This window comes from Caproiciproducens sp., assembly GCF_053840905.1.
The window spans coordinates 64875-86034 of sequence record NZ_JBNLXQ010000003.1 but is presented as its reverse complement, the minus strand read 5'-3'; the positions used below and the strand labels follow the sequence as shown (position 1 = coordinate 86034).

Here is a 21160-nt window from a genome sequence, read left to right as displayed (position 1 = left end):
ATATTTCAATAGGCTGTGATCCCTAATCCACCACCGCTTACCGCCCAGCCGGAATCTGGCGGTTCTGTATCAGTAGATAAAACGGTGCTTTTGAAGATGCCGGGCGCCTGCATCGCTTCGCGCACGGTTATGATATCGGGAAATTCATCTAACATTTGTGTGTTCCTCCTTTGCGTGTTGTTAATGGTTTGTTCCTGTTTGGGCCGGATACAGCATTGCACATTGAAATGGTTCCTATATTCGCGGATGAACGGCGGATTGACCTCACTGACAAAATTCCAGTGTTTGAAGCTGCTGGGCGACGGGTTGATAATACCGTATGTTAGTGTGTATTAGACAAAAAAGTTTACTTGTTTTTAAAAAATAGGTTGACTTTGAGAAAGGCCTATATTATAATAAGGTCATCAAATAAACGTAGGACATTGGACATTGAATTATGATACTTTACATGGACTCAGTCGATTGCAGTTCGGCAACAGAACACAGAAAAAGGTCTGTAGTAGACATTACTGTAGACTACATTATGGACAAGGTGAGCAATAAGCAATGGAAGCCGGGAACAAAAATTCCGACGGAGTTTGAACTGATGGAAACGCTGGATGTCAGCCGCAACACAGTCCGCGAAGCGATTAAGGTATTGGAGGCTTTGGGCCTGCTGGAAATCCGCCGTGCGGACGGTACGTATGTGGTCAATCACTTTTCTGAAAAAATGATGACACCTTGGGCGTGCAGCCTGCTGTTGGAGGACGACGATTCTCGCGCGCTTTTGGAGTTGCGTATGCAAATCGAGCGGGGAATTTTTTCGCTGGCAATTCAGAAAGGCAGCCAGGAGGATATGAAAGCGATTCATGAAGCTTTTGAAAACTTTGTCCGTCGGGCAGAGGATGAAAAAGCGACCTCATCCGATATCCTTTATGCCGACATAAAATACAGAGATAAAATCTGTGAGGCTTCCCACAACCATCTGATGACCCGCCTTAACGACATGATTACATATGCAAGCATGAATTCCCGCAGGCGTTCCATTGAGGACGCGATTGCCTGCAATGACCGTTTTCATATGGTGGATTCCCACCGCAAGCTGACAGAAACCATTGTACAGCGCAGAACCGCTGATTTGGACAGTGTGTTGGATTATTGCTACAAATATTGGGGAATCACCCTGCAGAATGAAGAATAAAAAGGGAGATTACTGAATGAAGTATCTCCTTTTATTCGGGAACATAATATCCTACGTTGGTTAATGATCTAACCAGTATATTCGAAATTAGAAATAGAAATATATACATATTGTTAAAAATTCAACAAAATTTAGAGATCTGATTTGCGTAAATCCAATGGCGGTAATAAAACAGCTTACCAATGGATTTCAGGCATCTGCTTGAATCCGTTATCAAAAATAAAGTTTCTCAATAAAAAGGAGGAAGAAAATTGGAAACGAAAGAACTGCAAAAATTAGCCAGCAAACTACGGTTGGAAGCAGTCCGGATGGTGTACGAGGGAAAAGACGGTCATCCCGGACCCGCGCTATCTATAGCGGATATCGTGACCGCGTTGTACTTTGATATCATGAAAGTAGATCCCAGGGATCCAAATTGGCCGGATCGTGACCGGTTCGTGCTGTCGAAGGGTCATGCATGCCCCATCTGGTATGCTGCGCTGAACGAGAAAGGCTACTTTGAGCCTAAGGTAGAGCATTTCAATCTGCGTCAGCTGCACAGTATGTTTCAGGGACATCCATCCATGCGCAGCACTCTGGGCGTCGATATGACGTCAGGCTCTCTGGGCAACGGTATCGCAATCGGCGCGGGCATGGCGGTTGCTGCAAAAGTGCAGAAGAAGGACTACCGCACCTATGTGATCTGCGGCGACGGAGAGCTTCAGGAAGGCGTATGCTGGGAAGGCGCAAATATGGCCGCGGGGCGCAGGCTGGACAACCTGACTGTTTTTGTTGACCGTAATGGCTGGCAGAGCTACAAGAGCATTGAATTTACCGTAGGCCGCAACAACCCGGCGGACCGTTTCCGCGCCTTTGGCTGGCATGTGCAGGAAATCAACGGACATGATATCGACGCCATCAGGGCGGCCGTGACGATAGCAAAAAGCGTAAAGGGACGTCCCAGCTGCATCGTCTGCGACTGTATAAAGGGGAAAGGCGTAAGCTACATGGAAAACAACAATGCCTGGCATAAAGGAGTGCCGACGGACGAGCAGTATGAGACTGCTGTAAAAGAACTGGGAGGTGCTGACTGATGACCGGATTTAAAGGAACCAGAGAGGCGTTCGCCGCCGCCATGCTGGATATGGCTGAGACCAACGATAAAGTTATGGTAATCTCCCCGGACTCTTTAAAGGCCATGCGCGCCGTACCGTTCGGTGAGAAATATCCGGAACGTTATGTGGAGTGCGGCATTGCCGAGCAGTGCGCGGTAGACGTGGCTGCGGGTTTGGCAAGTGCCGGTATGGTGCCTTTTGTGGGTACTTACTGCGGATTTCTGACCATGCGCGCCTGCGAGCAAATGCGTACTTTCGTGGGATACACGAACCTGAACGCAAAATTTGTTGGTGTAAACGCCGGGCTGCTCGGCGGCGAGCGGGAAGGTGTAACTCATCAGTTCTATGAAGATCTGGGGATTCTTTCAAGCATGCCGAATTTTACAATTTTCACGCCGGCTGACCCCGCGCAGTGCTATCACGCGGTCAAGATGGCGGCGAAGATCGAAGGCCCGGTTTATGTCCGCGCCGGCAGCGGCCGTGAAACAGATGTGTATGACAGGAACACGCCGTTTTCTCCGGACGGGATTACCGTATGGAGAAATTACGGCGATGATGCGGTGCTGTTTTCGAATGGTTTTGTGCTGGATCGCGTGCTGGAAGCGGCCGATCTGCTGAAAAAGCAGGGAATCAACGTAACGGCAGTCGATATTAACATCCTGTACGGCAAAAATCCGGATAAGCTTCTGGAAGTTATGGCCGGCAGTGAGAGGCTCTTCACTGTGGAGGATCACAATATAAACGGCGGCCTCGGCTCCTACATCAGCCGTCTTGCCTGTGAAAACAAACCAGCAAGGGTTCGGCGCATCGCGCTCACTACTTACGGCGAATCCGGCCCGGCCAAGCCCCTTGCGGACTATTACGGTTTCTCCCCGGAAGCCATTGCAGAAGCCGTCCGTGCGGCGTTAAGCAAGTAAACTCACCCAAACCCAGAATCACTGGACAAAATAAAAATATCAAAAAACAAAAAGTTTATAATTTTGAAGGAGCGCGTATAAAAATGGAAAAAATCAAAGTAGCTGTTATTGGCGCCGGTGGGAAAATGGGCACGCGTACCAGCAATAATCTGGCAAAAAGGACGGATCTTTTCGACCTGAAACTGGTGGAGAATTCTCCCAAGGGCATTGAAAGCATTCGTGTCCGCGGTCTGGACGTTACCCCGGCGGAAGACGCCTTTGCCAATTCCGAAATCATCGTATTTGCCGTACCGGACACCCTGATCAAAAAGCTTTCCGCAATTTATGTTCCCATGATGAATCCGGGCGCAGGTCTGCTGATCCTGGACCCTGCCGCCGCGGTAGCCAGAGAACTGAGCTTGCGGGATGACTGCACGTTCGGTGTGGCCCATCCCTGCCATCCTTCCTATTTTTTGGATCAGGATACCTATGAGGCGCGCCAGGATCGCTTCGGCGGCTGCGGAGGCAAGCAGGATATTGTCATGAGCAAGATTCAGGGAGAGGATGATCGTTTTGCGCAGATGGTGGAGGTAGCCAAAAATATGTATGCGCCGGTTGAGCACGCCTATGTCATGTCATCTGAACAGATCGCATTTCTGGAGCCGACCCTTGTTGAGCTGCTTGGCGCCACCTGCCTGTATGCCATGGCGGAAACCGTGGACAAAGCGGAGGAGAGAGGTATTGAGCGTGATGCCGCTATCTCTTTCCTGACTGGCCACATTTACAACCTGACTGCAAACTTCCTGGGACTGTTGCCCGGCAAACCGCCCGTATCCGATGCCTGCAAAGTAGCTATTGATCTTGGCAACCGTCTTGTGCTGCGTGAAGACTGGAAGAAGATATGGGATGACGAGGTGCTCGAAAAAGTCATTGCCACCATGCTTCATCCGGAAAATCCCCAGATTTGAGCTTCTTGCGGGCTGAATTCTAATCGTACAGAGTTTCTTCCTGGGGAATGGGAGTCTCTGTAAGAGCTTTTGGAGGCACAATGAGAAGAGAAAGTGTAAACGACAGGCAGGCGTCGGGAAACAGATTGAGTTACGGTTTGCTTCTGGTTGCCCTTGCGGCGGTTCTTTGGGGAACGACGGGTGTCGTGGGGAGAAAGCTGATTGAATCCTATCATGTCCCGGCTTTGTGTACGGCTGCGTGGCGTCTTGTGATTGCGGCGCCCTGCCTGATGCTCTGGGAAAAATTTTCCAACAGGGGGGAAACTAAAAAAAACATCTGCAAGAAGGATCTGCCGTGGTTTTTCATCTATGGGGCTGCCGTTGCGGCCTATCAGCTGTGTTTCTTTTCCGCTCTGAATATAGCTCCCGTTTCCGTGGTATCCATTATTACATTATGTCTTGCGCCAATCTTTGTAGCCTGTTTGGCTCCGTTTCTGGTAAAAGAGCCAATCAGCAGAATCACGGTCATAGCGATTTCACTGAGCGTTATTGGCACGGTTATGGTCATCGGCGTTCAAAATTTCAGGGGCGGAACAAACACGCAGTTCGGGTATCTGTTGGCAGTTGCCGCAGGAATATGCTACGCCTTTTATAATCTCTGCGGGAAAAAGCTGTCCGGAGAGTACCCACCGCAATATATTATTTCAAGAGTATTCAGCCTGGGCGCTCTGCTTCTTGTTCCAATTATTTTCTTTACTCCGAGTTTACCGTGGCACGGCTGGCTTTACATCGTTTATTTGGGTGTTGTTCCGTCGGCCCTTGCCTATGCGCTCTTCCAGTTCGGGTTGAGGACGTGCAGGGCAACAAGTGCGTCGATTGCGTCCTTACTGGAACCGCTGGTTTCCACAATTTTATCTGTCCTGTTGTTGGGGGAGCGGTTTTCAGGCGTTCAGCTGCTGGGAGGAGTGCTGCTGATCAATGCAATCGTTCTTCTGCTTGGAAAACAAAACCCGCAAAAAACGAATGCGTAATCGACAGTAATGGCCAAATCTTTCAGGTAATTTTACATATCCCGCAGAATTCATTTGATCGGTCCGCATATTTCCACTTACCGATGCGGTTGCATCCATCCACTTAAATATTATTAGCGACACAATGAGCGAAAGAATGCAGATGGAAAAGAATGAACCTAAAAGGTTTGATATTGTAAGACATATGGCCATAATATCCGTCCGCTTCGAATGTTCATTGCAGCGTTAATCGATATTATATATTTATAAGGGGGAGAAATCATTGAAAAGAATAGCAAGTATTGTGTTAGTTGCAGCATTGGCTACAAGCTTATTTACCGGATGCGGAACAAACAGCAACGGTGCCGCGGCAAGCGGGGCTGTCGCGTCTGCCGGCGAAACGGCGTCTGCGACGGATTCTGCTGCTGCGGCCAACGGAGAAACGATTAAAGTCGGCGCTATTTATCCGTCCAGCGGTGAAAAAGCGTTGCTGGGAACGCAGAATCTCAGAGGCACACAGATCGCAGTGGACTTGGTTAACGCAAAGGGCGGCGTTAACGGGAAAAAGATTGAACTCGTAACGGCGGACGCTCCTGACGCCACTACCGCCACAACCGAGGCGGGCCGATTAATCAACCAGCAGGGCATTAAGATCCTGTTCGGCTCCATGTCGAGCGGCAATGCTGTCGCAATCGGCAGCGTTGTTGCAAAAAGCGACGCGCTGCTCATCGAGTCCAACGGAATCGCGGACCAGCTTACCGACGTTGGAAACAAGCACGTTTTCCGTATTATTGATAAAGGCAGCTACCGCGGCGCGCTTGGAATCCAGTATTCCTACGACACCCTGGCGGCCAAGATCGGGAAGGACCCTAAGGACTTAAAGGTGGCCATCCTGAACGAAGACTCCAGTTATGGTACGTCCGTAGCGCAGGGCGCGGTTGACCGCGCAAAAGAGTTGGGCGTAAATATCGTATATAAGGAAAGCTACAATGCCGCCAAGATCACCGATATGTCCGCTATGGCGGTGAAGGTAAAAAAAGCTGCTCCGGACATCCTTATTTCGGTCAGCTACATTAACGACGCGATTTTGCTGATGGATACGCTGCGTCAGTATCAGGCCGTGCCCAAGGTCATTTTCGGCTGCGGCGCGGGAACAACAGACCCGAACTTTGCGTCTACCGTCGGTAAAGACGCAAACGGTATTTTCTGCATGGATATGCCTACCAATCTCTCAATCGACGTTTACAATTCAGACCCGGAACTGAAATCTGCCGTTGAGGAATTCCGTAAAAAGTACCTTGAAATGGATCAGTCGGTTAACTCTGTTCCGGTTGGAACCGAGTGCACCTTCTGCGGCGCTTATACTTTCCTCAATGATATTCTGCCAAAGGCAAAGTCTCTTTCTGCGGATGACCTGCGCGAAGCCGCGTTAAGCACAAAGCTTGATCTGGTAAGTCTTGGTTTTGGACTCGACTTTGGTGAAGACGGACAGAATAAGCTGGCCACCGCCAATATAGGGCAATGGCAGGACGGCAAGGTCATAACGGTGTATCCGGATAAGCTGAAGAACGGCGAGCTCGTGGATGTTCCGCTGCCGATTGCCAGCAAATAAAAACGGCTACACTTTTGCATCTCCTTCCGCCCGCGTGGCTGGAAGGAGATGTGTATATTTCAAGTAAAGGAGCAGTATCAAGTGCAACAAATTATTCAAGTTGTCATTTCCGGACTACTGGCCGGCGGTGTGTATTCGCTGATAAGCGTAGGTTTGACCCTGACCTTCGGCGTTGTGGGAATGGTAAACTTCGCTCACGGTGAGTTCCTGATGCTGGCAATGTATATTTCCTTCTGGTCGTTCAATCTTCTCAATTTGGACCCTTACCAGTCTTTGCTGATTAATATTGTATTAATGGCGTTGATTGCTCTGTTTATGTTTAAGGTTGTATTTGAGCGGGTGTTAAGCTCGGAGCATTCCATACAGACCATCCTTACATTAGGGCTGTCGATGCTGCTTCAGAATTTTGCCCTGATGATCTGGAAAGCAGATTATCGCAATGTGCGCATTCCGATCAATAATGAAACACTGAATCTGGGCGGAATTGTATTAAGTCTGCCAAGAATCATTGCATTTGTTATAGCAATCGGGCTTTCCGTCCTCTTGTACGTATTCCTGCAAAAAACTTATACCGGCGCAGCAATGCGGGCGATTTCCCAGAATACAAAATCAGCGCAGCTGATGGGCATAGAGCTGAAGAAAACCTACCTGCTCGCGTTTGTTATCGGAATTGTGCTGGTTGGCGTGGCGGGCAGTCTGCTGATGCCAATGTATCCGGCCTCTCCGACGATAGGGAATACCTTCTGCACATTGGCGTTCATCGTGGTTGTCATCGGTGGCTTGTCCAGCGTTCCCGGCGCTATATTCGGCGGACTTTTGGTTGGGGTAATAGAAAGTCTTGCGGGGTATTTCATTGGGCCGGCCTATCAGCAGGCAGCTTACTTTGTACTTTTTATCATCGTACTGCTCGTAAAGCCCACCGGCTTGTTCGGAAAATTGTCTACGTAAAGGAGGAATTGCGATATGATAAAAAAGCTGTTAAAAAAGCCGAATTCTGTGCTCTGGATCATCGCGGTTCTGCTTATTTTAGTGCCTCTTTTCACAAAAAGCACTTATTTTCAAGACATTGCCGTACTTACTTTTTTATGGGCCGGACTGGCATCATCCTGGAATCTTTATTGCGGCTACTGCAACAGGACAAGCATTGGACACGCCGCATTCATGGGTATCGGCGCTTATACATCCACACTGCTGTACCTGCATTTCGGTCTTTCTCCATGGATCGGAATGATTGTGGGCGTGGCGATATCCATGCTGTTTGCTCTGGTTATTGGTGTTGCGACCCTGCGCCTTCAGGGTACGTTTTTTGTTCTGGCAACCATCGCGTTCGGTGAAATTACGCGGATTACTGTAGTTACGCAGGAGAATATTACAGCCGGTTCAAACGGCTTGCTTATTCCTTTTAAGCCGAGCTTTGGGAACATGATATTTGACGGTAAAATCGCATATGCCGTCCTTACATGGGCCTATATGCTGCTTGTCATCTTTATATCCTGCAGGCTGGAACATTCCAAATTCGGATACTATCTGATCGCGGTAGGAGAAAACAAGAACGCGGCGGAAAGCCTGGGAGTGGACTCTACAAAAACCATGACATGGGCCTATCTGTTAAGTGCGGCTTTTACGTCGATCGGAGGCACGCTTTTCGCCCAGTATTATATGTACATTGAGCCGGAATCCGTTTTAGCCGGTTCAATCTCCAACAATTTTATCCTTATCTCGATTATCGGCGGATTGGGAACAGCGTTCGGGCCTTTCCTGGGTTCACTGATTATAACGCCGCTGTCCAATTTGCTCCGCGGGTATTTATCCTATATCAGCGGCCTGCATGGATTTATCTTTTCTTTGATTCTTATGGCCGTAATTTTGTTTAAGCCGAGCGGATTGCTGCCGCAAATTATCGCTCTTGTCAAGGATAAATCAAGAAAGGAGGAGTAAAGTTATGCTGCTGCAAATTGAATCAGTGACCAAGCGGTTTGGCGGTCTGTGCGCCCTTTCCGATGTTTCCTTTGATTTGGAAGAAGGGACCATTTTAGGCATTATAGGGCCGAACGGCGCAGGGAAAAGCACGATGTTTGGATGTATTACAGGCTCTACTCCGATCAGTGACGGCAAAATCGTTTTTCAGGGTCGGCAGATTTCGGGTAAAAAGCCCCATCAGATTGCAAAAGCGGGCATTGCCCGGAGCTACCAGATCGTGCAGCCCTTCGGCAACATGACGACGCTTCAGAATGCTATGGTCGGCGGGTTTTGCAAACATTCCGACTATAAAGATGCCGAACAAATTGCGATATCCGCTTTAAAAACGGTCGGATTGGAAAATAAAAAGGACAGTGTTGCAAAAACACTGAATTTAGGAGAAAGAAAAAAGCTGGAAATCGCGAAAGCTCTAGCAACGCAACCAAAGTTGCTTTTATTGGACGAGGTTATGGCGGGGCTGACCACGCAAGAGGTCATGGAGATGGTGCAGATCATTAAAAAGATAAATGCTTCCGGAGTAACTATTATGGTGATCGAACACATTATGGAAGCGATCATGTCACTGTCAAAGCATATTGTGGTTCTCAGCTTTGGCAAAAAAATCGCGGAGGGGGCCCCGAACGAGGTTTCAGAAAACCAGCAGGTAATCGACGCATATTTTGGGATAGAAGGCGGTGACGAGGATGCTTAAGCTTTCCGGAGTAAATGCTTTTTACGGTAAAGTACAGGTATTGTACGATGTATCTATGGAAGTAAAGGAAGGAGAGGTTGTCGCCCTTATTGGAGCGAATGCGTCGGGCAAGACGACAACGCTGTCGTGTATTTCCAGAACGATGACTTCGTTTGAAGGCAGTATTGCATTCAAAGGAAAACGAATCGACAAAGCAGAAACCAATACAATCGTCGATATGGGGCTGGTGCAGGTGCCGGAAGGACGTCTGCTGTTCCCCGCGCTGACGGTCAAGGAAAATTTGGTGCTTGGCGCCTATAATAAACGCAGCCGTGCCAATCGCGAAAAAAATCTTGACTTTGTGTATCATCTGCTTCCCAGGCTTCAGGAAAGAGAAAAACAGCTGGCGGGCTCCCTGAGCGGCGGCGAAGCCCAAATGTGTGCAATCGGCAGAGGACTGATGGCAAATCCTGAGCTGTTGATTTTGGACGAGCCTTCTCTTGGACTGGCTCCTATTGTGGTGCTGGACATCATGAAGCTGATAAAGGAAATAAAACGAAACGGCGTAACCGTACTGCTGGTAGAGCAAAATGTAAAACAGTCCTTGAAATTGGCGGATCGCGCCTATATTCTCTCTAACGGAAAGATCATTTCCGAAGGCGGAGGCAAAGAATTGCTTAACAGCGATATCGTTAAGCGCGCGTATTTGGGAGTCTGATTTTGTAAGCTGCATTGTGGCAATCCCTCATAAGACTAGGCACGCGTTGCCGTCGTCGCTGCATGCTCCCAAATGCAGACGGAAGCACCTGTAAAGCCATATAAGATGGATTTTACTTAGAATACCGAGGAGATAATTATGAATTTTGATTTTTCCTATGTGGATGTTGCTTTTATAAACGGTAAAGTAGTTACGGTGGATAAAGAAGATCGGATCGCACAGGCGGTTGGCGTAAAAGGTAACAGGATTGTTTTTGTCGGTTCCAACGAAGATTTGGAACAGATCATAGACGAAAAAACAAAGATAATCGATTTAAAAGGAAGATCGCTTCTCCCAGGATTTGTCGACAGCCATTTTCACGCCATTTTAGGCGGGCTATTCGGCACCGATGAGGCCGCTTCCATCATAGACGTGAGTTACAGAAACTGTAAATCGATCGCACAGCTGCTGGAGACGGTAAAAAAGGCGATTACCGAGCGGACGCCCGGGGCGTGGGTTTCCATGGTTAATTTTGATCCGGCTCTGGTGGATGAAAAACGCTGGGTAACGCTGGAAGAACTGGATTCGGTGGCTCCCGGCAATCCGGTGCAGTGCATGGACAGAGGGCACGGTGCAGTATATAATTCAAAGGCGTTTGCTACGATCGGCGTCTTTAACGCCGAGGATGCAAAAAGATTTCCGTCGAACGAGCTTATTGTAGAAAACGGAAAGCTGACGGGATTGACTAAGGATCAGACGACCTTCCTTCTGTGGAGCAAGGTGGATTATACGCAGAAGCAGCAGTATGCAGCTGCGTTAAAGTCCAACAAGGTGTGTCTTGAACACGGAATTACCTCCATCCATGATCCTGGCGCCTGTGACGCCCCGTCCTACAAAGCTATGCAGAAATTGTGCAGGGAGCGCACGTTCAAGCCGAGGACTTACATGATGCTCCACAGTATTTACGGAAAACCGTATTCCTACTCCGACAACGAACATTTTCTGTCACTGGGGCTTACAACCGGGCTTGGAGACAATTTCTTTAAGATCGGCACTTGTAAATTCATGATTGACGGGGGGACGTCAACTCCGTCGTGCGCCGTCCGGCAGCCGTATTCTCACGATCCGGAGCTCCCGTATACCCTCGGATGGGAACGCCAGGAAGTTGCCGACTATATCAAACGCATCAATGACGCGGGCTGTCAGGCAACCGCCCATGCCATCGGCGATTTAGCTGTTGAATATATGGTGGAAGGCTACGAGAAAGCATTTGAAAGTAACCCCCGCCCGGAACTGCGGCACAGAATCGAACATACTTCGCTGACTGATCAGAATCTGATTGACCGCATGGCAAAGCTGGAGCTGTGTCCTACGTGCCATGTGTCAATGCTTTCAGACCTTGGCAAAAGCTTCACGTCGTTTTTTGGATCGGAAAGGATGAAATATATGTTTGCTCTGCGCAGTATGCTTGACGCGGGGCTCAAGGTCTGTATCAACAGTGATTCACCTTCCGGACCCTGCGGCATGTCTGTGATTGACGCGGCGGTAAACCGCGTAGACCGAATGTCCGATTTTCAAGTTGACCAAACACAGTGCATTTCTGTTTTGGAAGGAATCCGTGCTTATACCCTGCACGGAGCTTACGCGGCTTATGAAGAAAAAATCAAGGGCAGTATTGAAACAGGCAAGCTCGCTGACCTTATCGTACTGTCTGAGGATATTCTTACATACCCTAAGGAGGATATTTATAAAATCGCTGTTGACATGACCATGATTGACGGCGTCATTGAGTATGAACGTTAGCGGATTTCGGTCTGCCTGTTTCATTTCAAGCTTACGGATCAGACTCCGCTGCCGGCGTATTGCTATGTCCGGGGAGGTATCCTCGGGAACGGTTTTATGAAAAAAGATTCCATAGAAACTTGGGAAGTACGGGCTGAGGATTCCCCTGCATCGACCATTCAGCGATTCAGCGGATGCTTCCCTGCAAATTCAGGAGGAATAGAAAATGAAAATCGTAGTTTTGGACGGATACACTGAAAACCCTGGAGATCTTTCCTGGTCAGGCCTTGAAAAGCTCGGTCTTCTGACCGTATATGACCGTACCCCCGCGAATAAGGTTGTTGAACGGATCGGTGACGCCGACGCGGTCTACACCAATAAAACTCCCATTACAAAGGCAGTGCTGGAAGCCTGTTCCAATGTAAAATTTATCGGCGTACTGGCGACCGGATACAATGTTGTTGACGTGAAAACCGCAGAGGAAAAGAAAATCGTTGTTTCCAATATCCCGACTTACGGAACCGACGCGGTCGCCCAGTTCGCCATTGCACTTCTGCTTGAATTGTGCCATCATATAGGAGAACATTCGGACTGTGTAAAAAAAGGTGACTGGACGAATAACGCCGACTGGTGCTTCTGGAACTATCCTCTGGTAGAACTGGCAGGGAAAACCATGGGCATACTCGGCTTCGGCAGGATTGGGCGCCGCACAGGCCAGATCGCACAGGCGCTCGGCATGAAGGTCCTGGCATACGATTCCTTCCGGGACACGACGATGGAAAGCGCAACCTGCCGCTATGCGGAGCTGGACGAGCTGTTGAAAGAATCCGACGTGATTGCCCTGCATTGCCCGCTGTTTCCCTCTACAATGGGGATTATCAACAAGGATACCATTGCAAAAATGAAGGACGGCGTAATGATCCTCAACAATTCCCGCGGCCCGCTCATCGTGGAGGAGGACCTTCGTGACGCCCTGAATAGCGGTAAGGTGGCCGGAGCTGCGGTCGACGTGGTTTCCACAGAGCCGATCAAGATGGATAACCCGCTTTTACAGGCAAAAAATATTATTATCACACCGCATATTTCGTGGGCGCCAAAAGAAAGCCGCCAGCGACTGATGGATATCGCGGTGGATAACCTTCAGAAATTTAAGGATGGCACCCCAATCAATGTTGTAAATAGGGGCTGAGGAAGTGTCAATACTAAAAAAAGTGGTACTGATTCCGGATTCCTTTAAGGGAACCATGGATTCCGCTGAAATTTGTTCTATTATGGCCAAACAGATACGGCGCTACCAGCCGGACGCTCAGATTGTGCAGATTCCCGTCGCGGATGGCGGCGAAGGCACGGTGGACGCTTTTTTGACCGCGATGGGCGGGAAAAAAGTGTTCCTTACCGTGAAAGGTCCGTACCGCGAAGACCTGTGCGCATTTTACGGGCTGGTAGACAGCGGACGCACGGCCATCATTGAAATGGCCGCGTGCGCGGGGCTGCCCCTGGTTGGCGACAATAAGCACGCAGAAAGGACCACCACGTACGGAGTCGGACAGCTGATTTCCCACGCGGCAAAATCCGGCTGCCGGAAGATTGTAATCGGGTTGGGCGGCAGCGCGACAAATGACGGAGGAACCGGAGCGGCGGCGGCATTGGGAATCCGTTTTTTGGACGGAAAGGGGAATTCATTCGTACCGGTAGGCGGTACGCTGGACCAGATTCGGACGATCGATGCATCCGGCCTGTGTCCCGAGCTAAATGGTGTGGAAATGGTTGCCATGTGCGATATTGACAATCCATTATGTGGACCGCAGGGAGCGTCCGCGGTATTTGGACCGCAGAAGGGCGCCGATGAGGACACCGTAAAGAGGCTGGATCAAAACCTTGCTAATCTTGCCGAAGTGATCCGCAAAGATCTTAAAAAAGACATAACTGATCTTCCAGGGGCCGGGGCAGCCGGTGGAATGGGAGCGGGCATGGTGGCGTTTTTAGGCTCGAGACTCCAGATGGGTGTTGAAACCGTACTGGACACCGTGCGGTTCGACGAGATCGCGGATGGCGCTGATTTCGTGATCAGTGGCGAGGGCAGGCTGGATTCCCAGAGCCTGCGGGGCAAGGTGGTTATCGGTGTTGCCAAACGCACAAAGAAGCTGGGGATTCCGCTTATTGCTGTGGTCGGCGACATCGGCGATCATATCGAACCCGCATACGATATGGGTGTTTCCGCGATTTTCAGTATCAATCAGGTAGCCTTGGACTTTTCTGTTTTAAAGAACAGGAGTCAAAGCGATCTTGCAAAAACCATGGATAATTTAATGAGATTCTTATCCGTTCTTTAAGGCGCAAGAAGGTGCTTTCCTAGTTATGGAAGGACAAAGGCCCGGTTTGTTGAAAGCAGATGGACTGATCCCCAACGAACAGACAGAGAAATAAAAGCCCTGTCGCAGAATAGCTAGGATTTAGGCGGCCTTGCTCCGGATTTCGGACGGAGTGAGGCCGTTTTTCAGATTGATTCGCTCATAATTGTAAAACTGAACATATTCAGCCACTGCCTGTTCCACTTCGGTACGGCAGGAAAAATTCATACGATATAGGCATTCCGTCTTGAGTGTACCAAAGAAATTCTCCATAGCGGCGTTGTCATAAGGGCACCCGGGGCTGGACATGGACGGCTGAAAATGATATTCTTGACTTAGGTCAAAGTATGCTTGCGAGGTGTATTGAGACCCTTGGTCGCTGTGGAGGGCAAGTCCACCAGCGACCTTCTCTTTTTGTACGGCATCCCGGATGGTATCCGTCACCAGTGAGGCGGTCATGTCATTGCCGATACGATAGGCCAAAACCATTTTGCCGCACAGGTCTACTACCGCGCACAGATACAGCATTCCTTTTGCAGTAGGGATGCAGGTAATGTCCGTAACCCAGAAACGATTGGGCAAGGGCTGCTCAAAGGTTCTCTGCAACAGGTTCGGATATTTATGTACTGCCTGTTTGTAATGGACATAGGGTCCGCGCCGACGTATTTGTGAAAGCAGATCATCCTTTCGCATGATGCGCAGAATGGCTTTCAAATTGACTTTCTTTCCGGTCTGCCGCAGGATCCAGCGGCGCACCCGGCGGCAGCCGTAGGTCTGTTTGCAGCGCTGCTGACAGTCCGTAATCAAGTCCGTCAGCCATTGGTCCTTTGCTTCTTTTGCCTGCCGATTTCGCCATGCATAGTAGCCGCTGCGGGAAACCTCGAAGGAACGGCACATGGCCTCAATGCTGTATTTACCACGAAATCGTTCAATGACGCGATATTTCAGTTTCACTTCCTTCCAGCTTCGGACAGAAAATTTTGCAGCAGTTCTACTTTCATCCGCAGCTCAATCAATTCGTTGTTTCGCAACGTTTCATCATTAATCGGATTCTTCCGTCGTGGTCTGCCTTTGGGGCGCGAAATATAGCCGTTGGCAAGCAGACGTGCTTTCCGATGTTGACGGCTGACCAACTGTTTAATTTGATATTTTGTCAATCCATAACTTTCCGCTATTTCTCGGTTGGTTTCGCCTGCTGCCTTTCTCCGAAACACTTCTTCGCTTAGAATTTCAACTTTTGCATATTTCCTGGACATGAAATGACCTCCTGTGATAGTTTCCATTCTACAACAGGAGGTCTCTTTTTTCACTGTCCATTTTTTCGGGTATAGTCCATTTGTTTTCAGTATAGCATACTGTCTTACGAATGGGGTGCGGTTCATTTTGCAGCAATCTTCTTTTGTGTGTCCGGTATGGACAAATAAGAAAGGGAGAAAAGCTCAGACGCGCTCGGTTGCGGGAAACGTCTGGCGAACAGAAAGCGAGACGGTTCAATCCGGCCTGTTTTTGTATAGAACGTATCGGATAGCTCCGTAGCTTATTTTTTCAGGCAGAGCTTCCTTGATGGGCTTTAACCTCTCGCGTCCGCAGTGTTTTACGGCTTCCGTAATCAGTTCTTCCTCTCCTTCGGTTACAAACAGGCGTGGGTCAATCTGCAGCCCGTTCTGAAGACAGCTTAGCAGATGCTTTTCCACAGTATCCGGGGTAAGCCCGCGTCCCTTTGCGATTTCGTCAATAGTAAGGCCGTCTTTATAAAGCCGGTAGCTTTCTTCCTTTGTATCACTGACGGCTTCTGGCGCTTTCCGCTCTTGCTTTTTGGAGGTGTCCGCAAAAATATTCCGGGGGACCTGAATATGGTTTTCCTCGACATACGTCTGAATGGCTTCCGCAAAGCAGCGCCCGAATTTTTTCAGTTTTACGCTGCCCACGCCGGAAATTCCAAGCAGGCTTTCCTGATCAACAGGATAGGCTCCGCACATTTCATTTAAGGTTGCGTCCGAAAAGATGACAAAGGGCGGGACGCTCTCCTTCTGCGCAAGCTGGGCGCGAATTCCGCGAAGAATTTCGAAAAGCCTCTCATCCGGATGAGCTGCGCTTCTTTGGGCGGAATCCTGCTTCCGGATGGCACGTCTTATGGAAACGGCAGTTTCGCCGCGCAGGACATCCCGGGCTGAGGGCGTTAACTTCAGTATCGGATATTGATCCCCGCAAAGCCCGATATATTTTTCCGCAACCAGGAACGACAGGAGTTCCTTTATCGTTTCCGGGGAATATTCCTTCATGATACCGAAGGTGCTGAGCCTGTCGAAGCCCATTTCCTTTATTTTTCGCGTGTTGCTTCCGTGCAGCACACCGGTGATCATCCCGCTCCCGAACCGCTCGCCCATGCGGACAATGCACGACATGATTTTCTGTGATTCCACCGTGATGTCCGTGCTCTCAACCCGGCTGTTGCAGTTGCCGCAATTTTCACATTTGTTTTCTGTGTCCAGCTCTCCAAAATACTTCAGTATGTAAAAACGCAGGCATTTATCGGTGTTGCAGTAATCGACCATATCGTTCAGCTTTTGAAAACGGATCGCCTTATCGCTGTCGTTTGCGCCGTTCTCAATCAGAAATTTAACCGTAACGATGTCGGATACGGAATAATAAAGAATACATTCGGCTCTTTCGCCGTCGCGTCCCGCTCTTCCCGCTTCCTGATAATAGCTTTCGACACTTTGCGGCATGTTGTAGTGGATCACAAAGGAAATGTTCGACTTGTCAATTCCCATGCCGAACGCATTGGTTGCAACCATCAGATTTACGCGGTCGTAGAGGAAGTCGTCCTGATTTTCGGTTCGTTCCGCTTCCGGCATTCCGGCGTGATATTTCGTGGCCGGGTACCCGCTGCTTTTGAGCTTTTGACACAGGGAATCCACCGTTTTTCTTGTGGAAGCATAGATGATCCCGGATTTGTTTTTGTGTTTATCAAGGAACTCAAGAAGCGCGGCGGTTTTCTTCCGGGGCTTTTCCACTTCAAAATAGAGGTTTGCCCGGTCAAATCCGGTCGTCAGCGTAAAGGGCTGCCGAAGCTGTAAAAATCGTACAATGTCCTCCCGTACCTGCGGAGTTGCCGTCGCGGTAAAGGCCGCAACAACTGGGCGGGACGGAAGCAAAGCAATCCTTTCCGCTATTTTTGTATAACTTGGCCTGAAATCATGCCCCCACTGCGAGACACAGTGGGCTTCATCGACGGCGATCATGGAAACGTCAAGTTTTTCAATCAATTCGCGAAAGTTATCGGTTTCCAGTCTTTCAGGAGCAGCATAGACGATTTTGTATTTTCCGCTTCTTGCGTTCTCAAATACTGCATACTGCTGGCCGGACGAAAGCGCGCTGTTGATATAGGCCGCGTGGATTCCCGACTGAGACAAAGCGTCGACCTGATCCTTCATGAGAGAAATAAGCGGGGAGATTACAATCGTAATGCCGTGAAAAAGCAGCGACGGAATCTGGTAGCACACGGATTTCCCCGCGCCTGTCGGCATAACCGCCATGACGTCCTCTCCGTGCAGTATTTTGTCAATGATTTCCCGCTGCCCGGGGCGGAACGCATCATAGCCGAAATAACGTTTCAGCAGCGTCTGCGGATTATCCATTAAAAACTGATCACTCCTGTTTTTTGAGCTGCCGATTGCCTTGAGCAATTTGTCACAGCGGTTCTCCATGTAATTCATTCCATTGTAATCCGGGTTCAAAACATTTGCAAGTACAGGAAAAGATGAAGGCCATATTTCTCACAGATTTGTTTGTCGTACATGACGATTTCGCAGGGCAATTCTTACAGGCTTTAGAATTCGAATATCGCATACCCTATGTTTTTGAAGATGATCTCGAACTTTATCCAAGAGCAAATTGTCCTGAGGATAGACATAGGCGTCGCGCCCTGAAAGATATGTAAATTCGGATTTTGCATATTCTTTGATTCGGTGCGAATTTCTCATTTTTAGCTTTTATCTGCAAGAACTGTTAGACTGCTGGTTGCCGGTTTTGCTTTTGCCGATTCCGACATATAAGAAAGCTGTCGGAGTAATGATGGAACTTGAGCATTAACACATTTTTTGAGCCCGAAATTCAAATTCCGATTGGGGAATATATTTGTTCTTTTGGATATTAATCCCTATATCAATACTGGTTCTTCCAAAATACTCGGCGGCACACCGAGTTCTCTCTTAAAAAGGCGGCTGAAATAATGAATGCTGGTAAAGCCCAGTTCTTCGGAAACCTGCGTGATTGTTTTATCACCGGACATAATCAGGGAGATCGCTTTTTCCATTTTCTTTTTATTGATATACTTTTGAGGAGTGTATCCAACGCATTCCTTAAAATATGTGGAAAAATAGTTTTGTTGTAATTGCATATTTGTGGAATTGAAAGAATATCTTGCTTAAAACAACCGATAAGAGGGTATGCCATCTAAAATGGGATGCGCCGAACAGCATACTGATAGATAGCTGTGGTAACCCCTTCTCTGGGAAGGGCCGCCACATAAGGCGGCTCTGCCTCCTTCATAAACGATTCTGGACAGACGGTATTTTATTTTGGCGACAGGAGGAAAAGAAAGAATGCTGACTATTATGCTTTCCCATGCTTTATATGACGACGGGATGCTGCTTCTGCGAGAGCACGCCGATGTGATTGTCGCGGATACTTCCGATTTTTGGAAGGTATTGACCGATTTGCAAAAATGTGACGGTCTGATTATCCGCGTAGGAAAAATAGACAGGGAGTTAATGGAACGATGCCCAAAGCTCAGGGTGATTTCCCGCCCGGGTGTTGGTGTTGACAATGTGGATATGAAAGCCGCGACAGAGCTTGGAATACCGGTCGTGATTGCACCGAGCACCAATGCGCGTTCCGTTGCGGAACATGCGATCGCACTGACTTATACCATAACGAAAAACGTTGTGGAAAGTTATGCCCAAACGGCGAAAGGGAATTTTGGGATACGCAATCAGTATAGGGCAATTGAGCTGGAGCATCATAAGGTCGGTGTAATCGGATTTGGAAATATCGGACGCATTACGGCGGGGTTGTTTTTCCGCAACGATATGTAGGTCCATGTTTTTGATCCCTATATAAATCAAGAAACCGTGGAAAAGTACGGGTATGTCTATCACGGTCAATTGGAGGAATGCCTGTCGGCATGCAGCGTAATTTCCCTGCATATGCCTTCTACTCCTGAAACGCGCGGTATGCTTGGGAAGAAACAGTTTGATGCCATGCCGCCCGCTGCTGGACTGCAGAAAGGAGCTTGCCAATACCAGTCAAAACGGCGGGATCATTATCGTGGGTTCACATGTGCAAAAAAACGACGGATCAGCTGGAATACCTTAAAAACGGAAATCTGCCGGTGGAATTTATTCAGTATGACCAGCACCGGGTTTTAGAAAAAAACGGACTGCAGGAAGAGACGCGGAAAGTTGCCGCCGAGGCGGAACGACTTGTCAGGGCGGGCAGGATCGTCGCTATTCATACAAGGCGTGACCGGCTGGATCTGGATACGGACGACTCTGAAAAACAGCTTGAAGTATCCACGAAAATTTCAGATGCTATCGTCCGGGTGATTGCCGGTCTGGATGTTCGGCCTCGCTTCCTGATTGCGAAGGGCGGAATCACATCCAGCGACATTGCCACAAAAGCCCTGCATATCTGGAGGGCGAAAATAATGGGGCAAATCGAACCGGGGATTCCTGTTTGGCTCGCCGGGCCGGAAAGTAAGTTCCCAGGTATGGCTTATATTATTTTCCCCGGTAATGTCGGAAATGAAAAAAGCCTGTTTCGGATTGTGTCGAAATTAATGTAACTGAATTTTGGATAGGGTGTAAAAATGCTTATAAATTTAGATTCGGCTTTCCAAAGCAGTCTTTGCCTTGTTTCTTTCAACTTTTATAATATAGAAAGTCTGACAGCCATCTTAAATGTGGCAAAAAAGGACGGAAAACCAGTGATTGCGGCATTCGGAGAGGGATATCTGTCACATATGCCTCTCGAACTGACAGCCGGACTCGCCGGTGTCTTTGACAGGATATACAATATGCCGTTTGTTCTCCATCTTGACCATGCTCGCAGCAAAGAGGTAGTCTTCCAGGCGATTACGTTAGGCTTTTCCTCTGTGATGTATGACAGTTCCCATTTACCGATTGAAGAAAATATACAGAACACAAAAGAAATCGTAGATTATGCAAAAAAATACGGCGTGACGGTAGAAGGCGAACTTGGATATGTGAATCCGGAAGACGGAACTGGTTCCCGAATTCAAAGCGATTATTATACAAGTCCCGGTCAGGCAGCCCTGTTCGCTGCCAAAACCGGGGTCGATGCTCTGGAATCCCATTCAATGATATTCGAAAAGCAATTCGATGTGGAATACGGAAAATAAACGTCAATACGGATATGGCGGTGGAAGCGGCAAAATTGGTAAAAACGTTTCTGGACGCGCAGGCAGGAACTGCCAGGATGGATAAGGCGATGGAATATGCCCAAACTGCAATGGAAGGGTTGTGGAAAAATATCTGAATTGTTTTTGAAGATGGATCTAAAATTAGATAAAGGGGCTGTTGCGAAACGAAAGTTTTGCAACAGCCCCTTTATCTTGCTCCCGTTTGTTCTCAAGTCCTTTACAAGAATCTGGCGATAATATTGATCCACTGATCAGACTGATAGAGATTTTTATAAAATATCGAAAAAATAATATTTAGTTAAAAAAATATCGAATAATCAATAATATTCGACAATAAATTAAAATATATTGAAATAATATATTGACATTACATATAATTATGATAAAATATAATCGAAAACGATAAATTAATGTGACAACAAGCAGTGTATTTCAATAGAATAGCAGATAATTTGGGGGATTCTGCCGTTCGACTGGAGCCTGTTGAAACATAATA

The 21160-nt window shown here is 48.3% G+C and carries 19 protein-coding genes and 2 pseudogenes; 16 read left to right on the top strand and 5 right to left on the bottom strand.

Going from position 1 to position 21160, the window contains the following annotated elements; all coding sequences use genetic code 11:
* Nucleotides 1-5 precede the first annotated feature (5 nt).
* The gene (locus tag ACQGQ5_RS03560) at nt 6-155 is read right to left on the bottom strand and encodes a hypothetical protein (RefSeq protein ID WP_455735219.1); all 150 of its coding nucleotides are present in this window, start codon (nt 153-155) and stop codon (nt 6-8) included.
* Between the two features lie 281 nt (nt 156-436).
* On the opposite strand from ACQGQ5_RS03560, the gene ACQGQ5_RS03555 reads away from it, so the two are divergent.
* From ACQGQ5_RS03555 to ACQGQ5_RS03495, 13 genes are all read left to right on the top strand, one after another.
* Nucleotides 437-1180, top strand: coding sequence for a FadR/GntR family transcriptional regulator (locus tag ACQGQ5_RS03555; protein WP_455735218.1), 744 nt, complete (start codon nt 437-439; stop codon nt 1178-1180).
* Between the two features lie 251 nt (nt 1181-1431).
* A complete protein-coding gene (locus ACQGQ5_RS03550; protein ID WP_455735217.1) occupies nt 1432-2253 on the top strand; it encodes a transketolase in 822 nt (273 codons plus the stop codon).
* Entirely contained in the window at nt 2253-3191 is a 939-nt protein-coding gene (locus ACQGQ5_RS03545) for a transketolase family protein (protein WP_455735216.1), read from the top strand. Before ACQGQ5_RS03550 ends, ACQGQ5_RS03545 begins: the two co-directional genes overlap by 1 nt.
* An 83-nt stretch (nt 3192-3274) precedes the next feature.
* Entirely contained in the window at nt 3275-4138 is an 864-nt protein-coding gene (locus tag ACQGQ5_RS03540) for a phosphogluconate dehydrogenase C-terminal domain-containing protein (protein WP_455735215.1), read from the top strand.
* Nucleotides 4139-4218: 80 nt separating this feature from the next.
* Nucleotides 4219-5148, top strand: coding sequence for a DMT family transporter (locus tag ACQGQ5_RS03535; protein ID WP_455735214.1), 930 nt, complete (start codon nt 4219-4221; stop codon nt 5146-5148).
* Between the two features lie 262 nt (nt 5149-5410).
* A complete protein-coding gene (locus ACQGQ5_RS03530; RefSeq protein WP_455735213.1) occupies nt 5411-6739 on the top strand; it encodes an ABC transporter substrate-binding protein in 1329 nt (442 codons plus the stop codon).
* Nucleotides 6740-6820: 81 nt separating this feature from the next.
* Nucleotides 6821-7687, top strand: coding sequence for a branched-chain amino acid ABC transporter permease (locus ACQGQ5_RS03525; protein WP_455735212.1), 867 nt, complete (start codon nt 6821-6823; stop codon nt 7685-7687).
* Between the two features lie 15 nt (nt 7688-7702).
* Nucleotides 7703-8677 carry a branched-chain amino acid ABC transporter permease gene (locus ACQGQ5_RS03520; protein ID WP_455735211.1) on the top strand — a complete coding sequence of 325 codons (975 nt, stop codon included), beginning with the start codon at nt 7703-7705 and terminating at the stop codon, nt 8675-8677.
* Between the two features lie 4 nt (nt 8678-8681).
* Nucleotides 8682-9410 (top strand): ABC transporter ATP-binding protein, encoded by a 729-nt coding sequence (locus ACQGQ5_RS03515; RefSeq protein ID WP_455735210.1) that lies wholly within the window; start codon nt 8682-8684, stop codon nt 9408-9410.
* On the top strand, nt 9403-10107 hold the full coding sequence (locus ACQGQ5_RS03510) for an ABC transporter ATP-binding protein (protein ID WP_455735209.1): 705 nt from the start codon (nt 9403-9405) through the stop codon (nt 10105-10107). The genes ACQGQ5_RS03515 and ACQGQ5_RS03510 overlap by 8 nt, the downstream gene beginning before the upstream one ends.
* Before the next feature lie 138 nt (nt 10108-10245).
* Complete coding sequence (locus tag ACQGQ5_RS03505; protein ID WP_455735208.1) at nt 10246-11889, top strand: amidohydrolase; 1644 nt, start codon at nt 10246-10248, stop codon at nt 11887-11889.
* 205 nt (nt 11890-12094) lie between these two features.
* Nucleotides 12095-13057 carry a D-2-hydroxyacid dehydrogenase gene (locus tag ACQGQ5_RS03500; protein ID WP_455735207.1) on the top strand — a complete coding sequence of 321 codons (963 nt, stop codon included), beginning with the start codon at nt 12095-12097 and terminating at the stop codon, nt 13055-13057.
* Nucleotides 13058-13112: 55 nt separating this feature from the next.
* Nucleotides 13113-14201: a glycerate kinase family protein gene (locus ACQGQ5_RS03495; protein ID WP_455735430.1), complete on the top strand. Its 1089-nt coding sequence runs from the start codon at nt 13113-13115 to the stop codon at nt 14199-14201.
* A 120-nt stretch (nt 14202-14321) separates the two neighbouring features.
* Here the strand turns inward: ACQGQ5_RS03495 and ACQGQ5_RS03490 are convergent, their stop codons facing one another.
* The 4 genes from ACQGQ5_RS03490 to ACQGQ5_RS03475 all read right to left on the bottom strand — a co-directional run bounded on the left by ACQGQ5_RS03490 (nt 14322) and on the right by ACQGQ5_RS03475 (nt 18621).
* Entirely contained in the window at nt 14322-15173 is an 852-nt protein-coding gene (locus tag ACQGQ5_RS03490; protein ID WP_455735206.1) for an IS3 family transposase, read from the bottom strand.
* Nucleotides 15170-15475 carry a hypothetical protein gene (locus ACQGQ5_RS03485; RefSeq protein WP_455735205.1) on the bottom strand — a complete coding sequence of 102 codons (306 nt, stop codon included), beginning with the start codon at nt 15473-15475 and terminating at the stop codon, nt 15170-15172. The genes ACQGQ5_RS03490 and ACQGQ5_RS03485 overlap by 4 nt, the downstream gene beginning before the upstream one ends.
* A gap of 234 nt (nt 15476-15709) precedes the next feature.
* Nucleotides 15710-17938, bottom strand: coding sequence for a DNA helicase RecQ (recQ, locus tag ACQGQ5_RS03480; RefSeq protein WP_455735204.1), 2229 nt, complete (start codon nt 17936-17938; stop codon nt 15710-15712).
* 443 nt (nt 17939-18381) lie between these two features.
* Nucleotides 18382-18621, bottom strand: coding sequence for a helix-turn-helix domain-containing protein (locus ACQGQ5_RS03475; protein ID WP_455735203.1), 240 nt, complete (start codon nt 18619-18621; stop codon nt 18382-18384).
* Nucleotides 18622-18826: 205 nt separating this feature from the next.
* On the opposite strand from ACQGQ5_RS03475, the pseudogene ACQGQ5_RS03470 reads away from it, so the two are divergent.
* The 3 genes and pseudogenes from ACQGQ5_RS03470 (at nt 18827) to ACQGQ5_RS03460 (ending at nt 20780) form a co-directional block, all read left to right on the top strand.
* Nucleotides 18827-19651, top strand: a pseudogene (locus ACQGQ5_RS03470) (NAD(P)-dependent oxidoreductase).
* Entirely contained in the window at nt 19561-20067 is a 507-nt protein-coding gene (locus tag ACQGQ5_RS03465; protein ID WP_455735202.1) for a nucleotide-binding domain containing protein, read from the top strand. The pseudogene ACQGQ5_RS03470 and the gene ACQGQ5_RS03465 overlap by 91 nt, the downstream one beginning before the upstream one ends.
* 24 nt (nt 20068-20091) lie before the next feature.
* A pseudogene (locus ACQGQ5_RS03460) lies at nt 20092-20780 on the top strand (class II fructose-bisphosphate aldolase).
* The last annotated feature ends 380 nt before the right edge of the window (nt 20781-21160 follow it).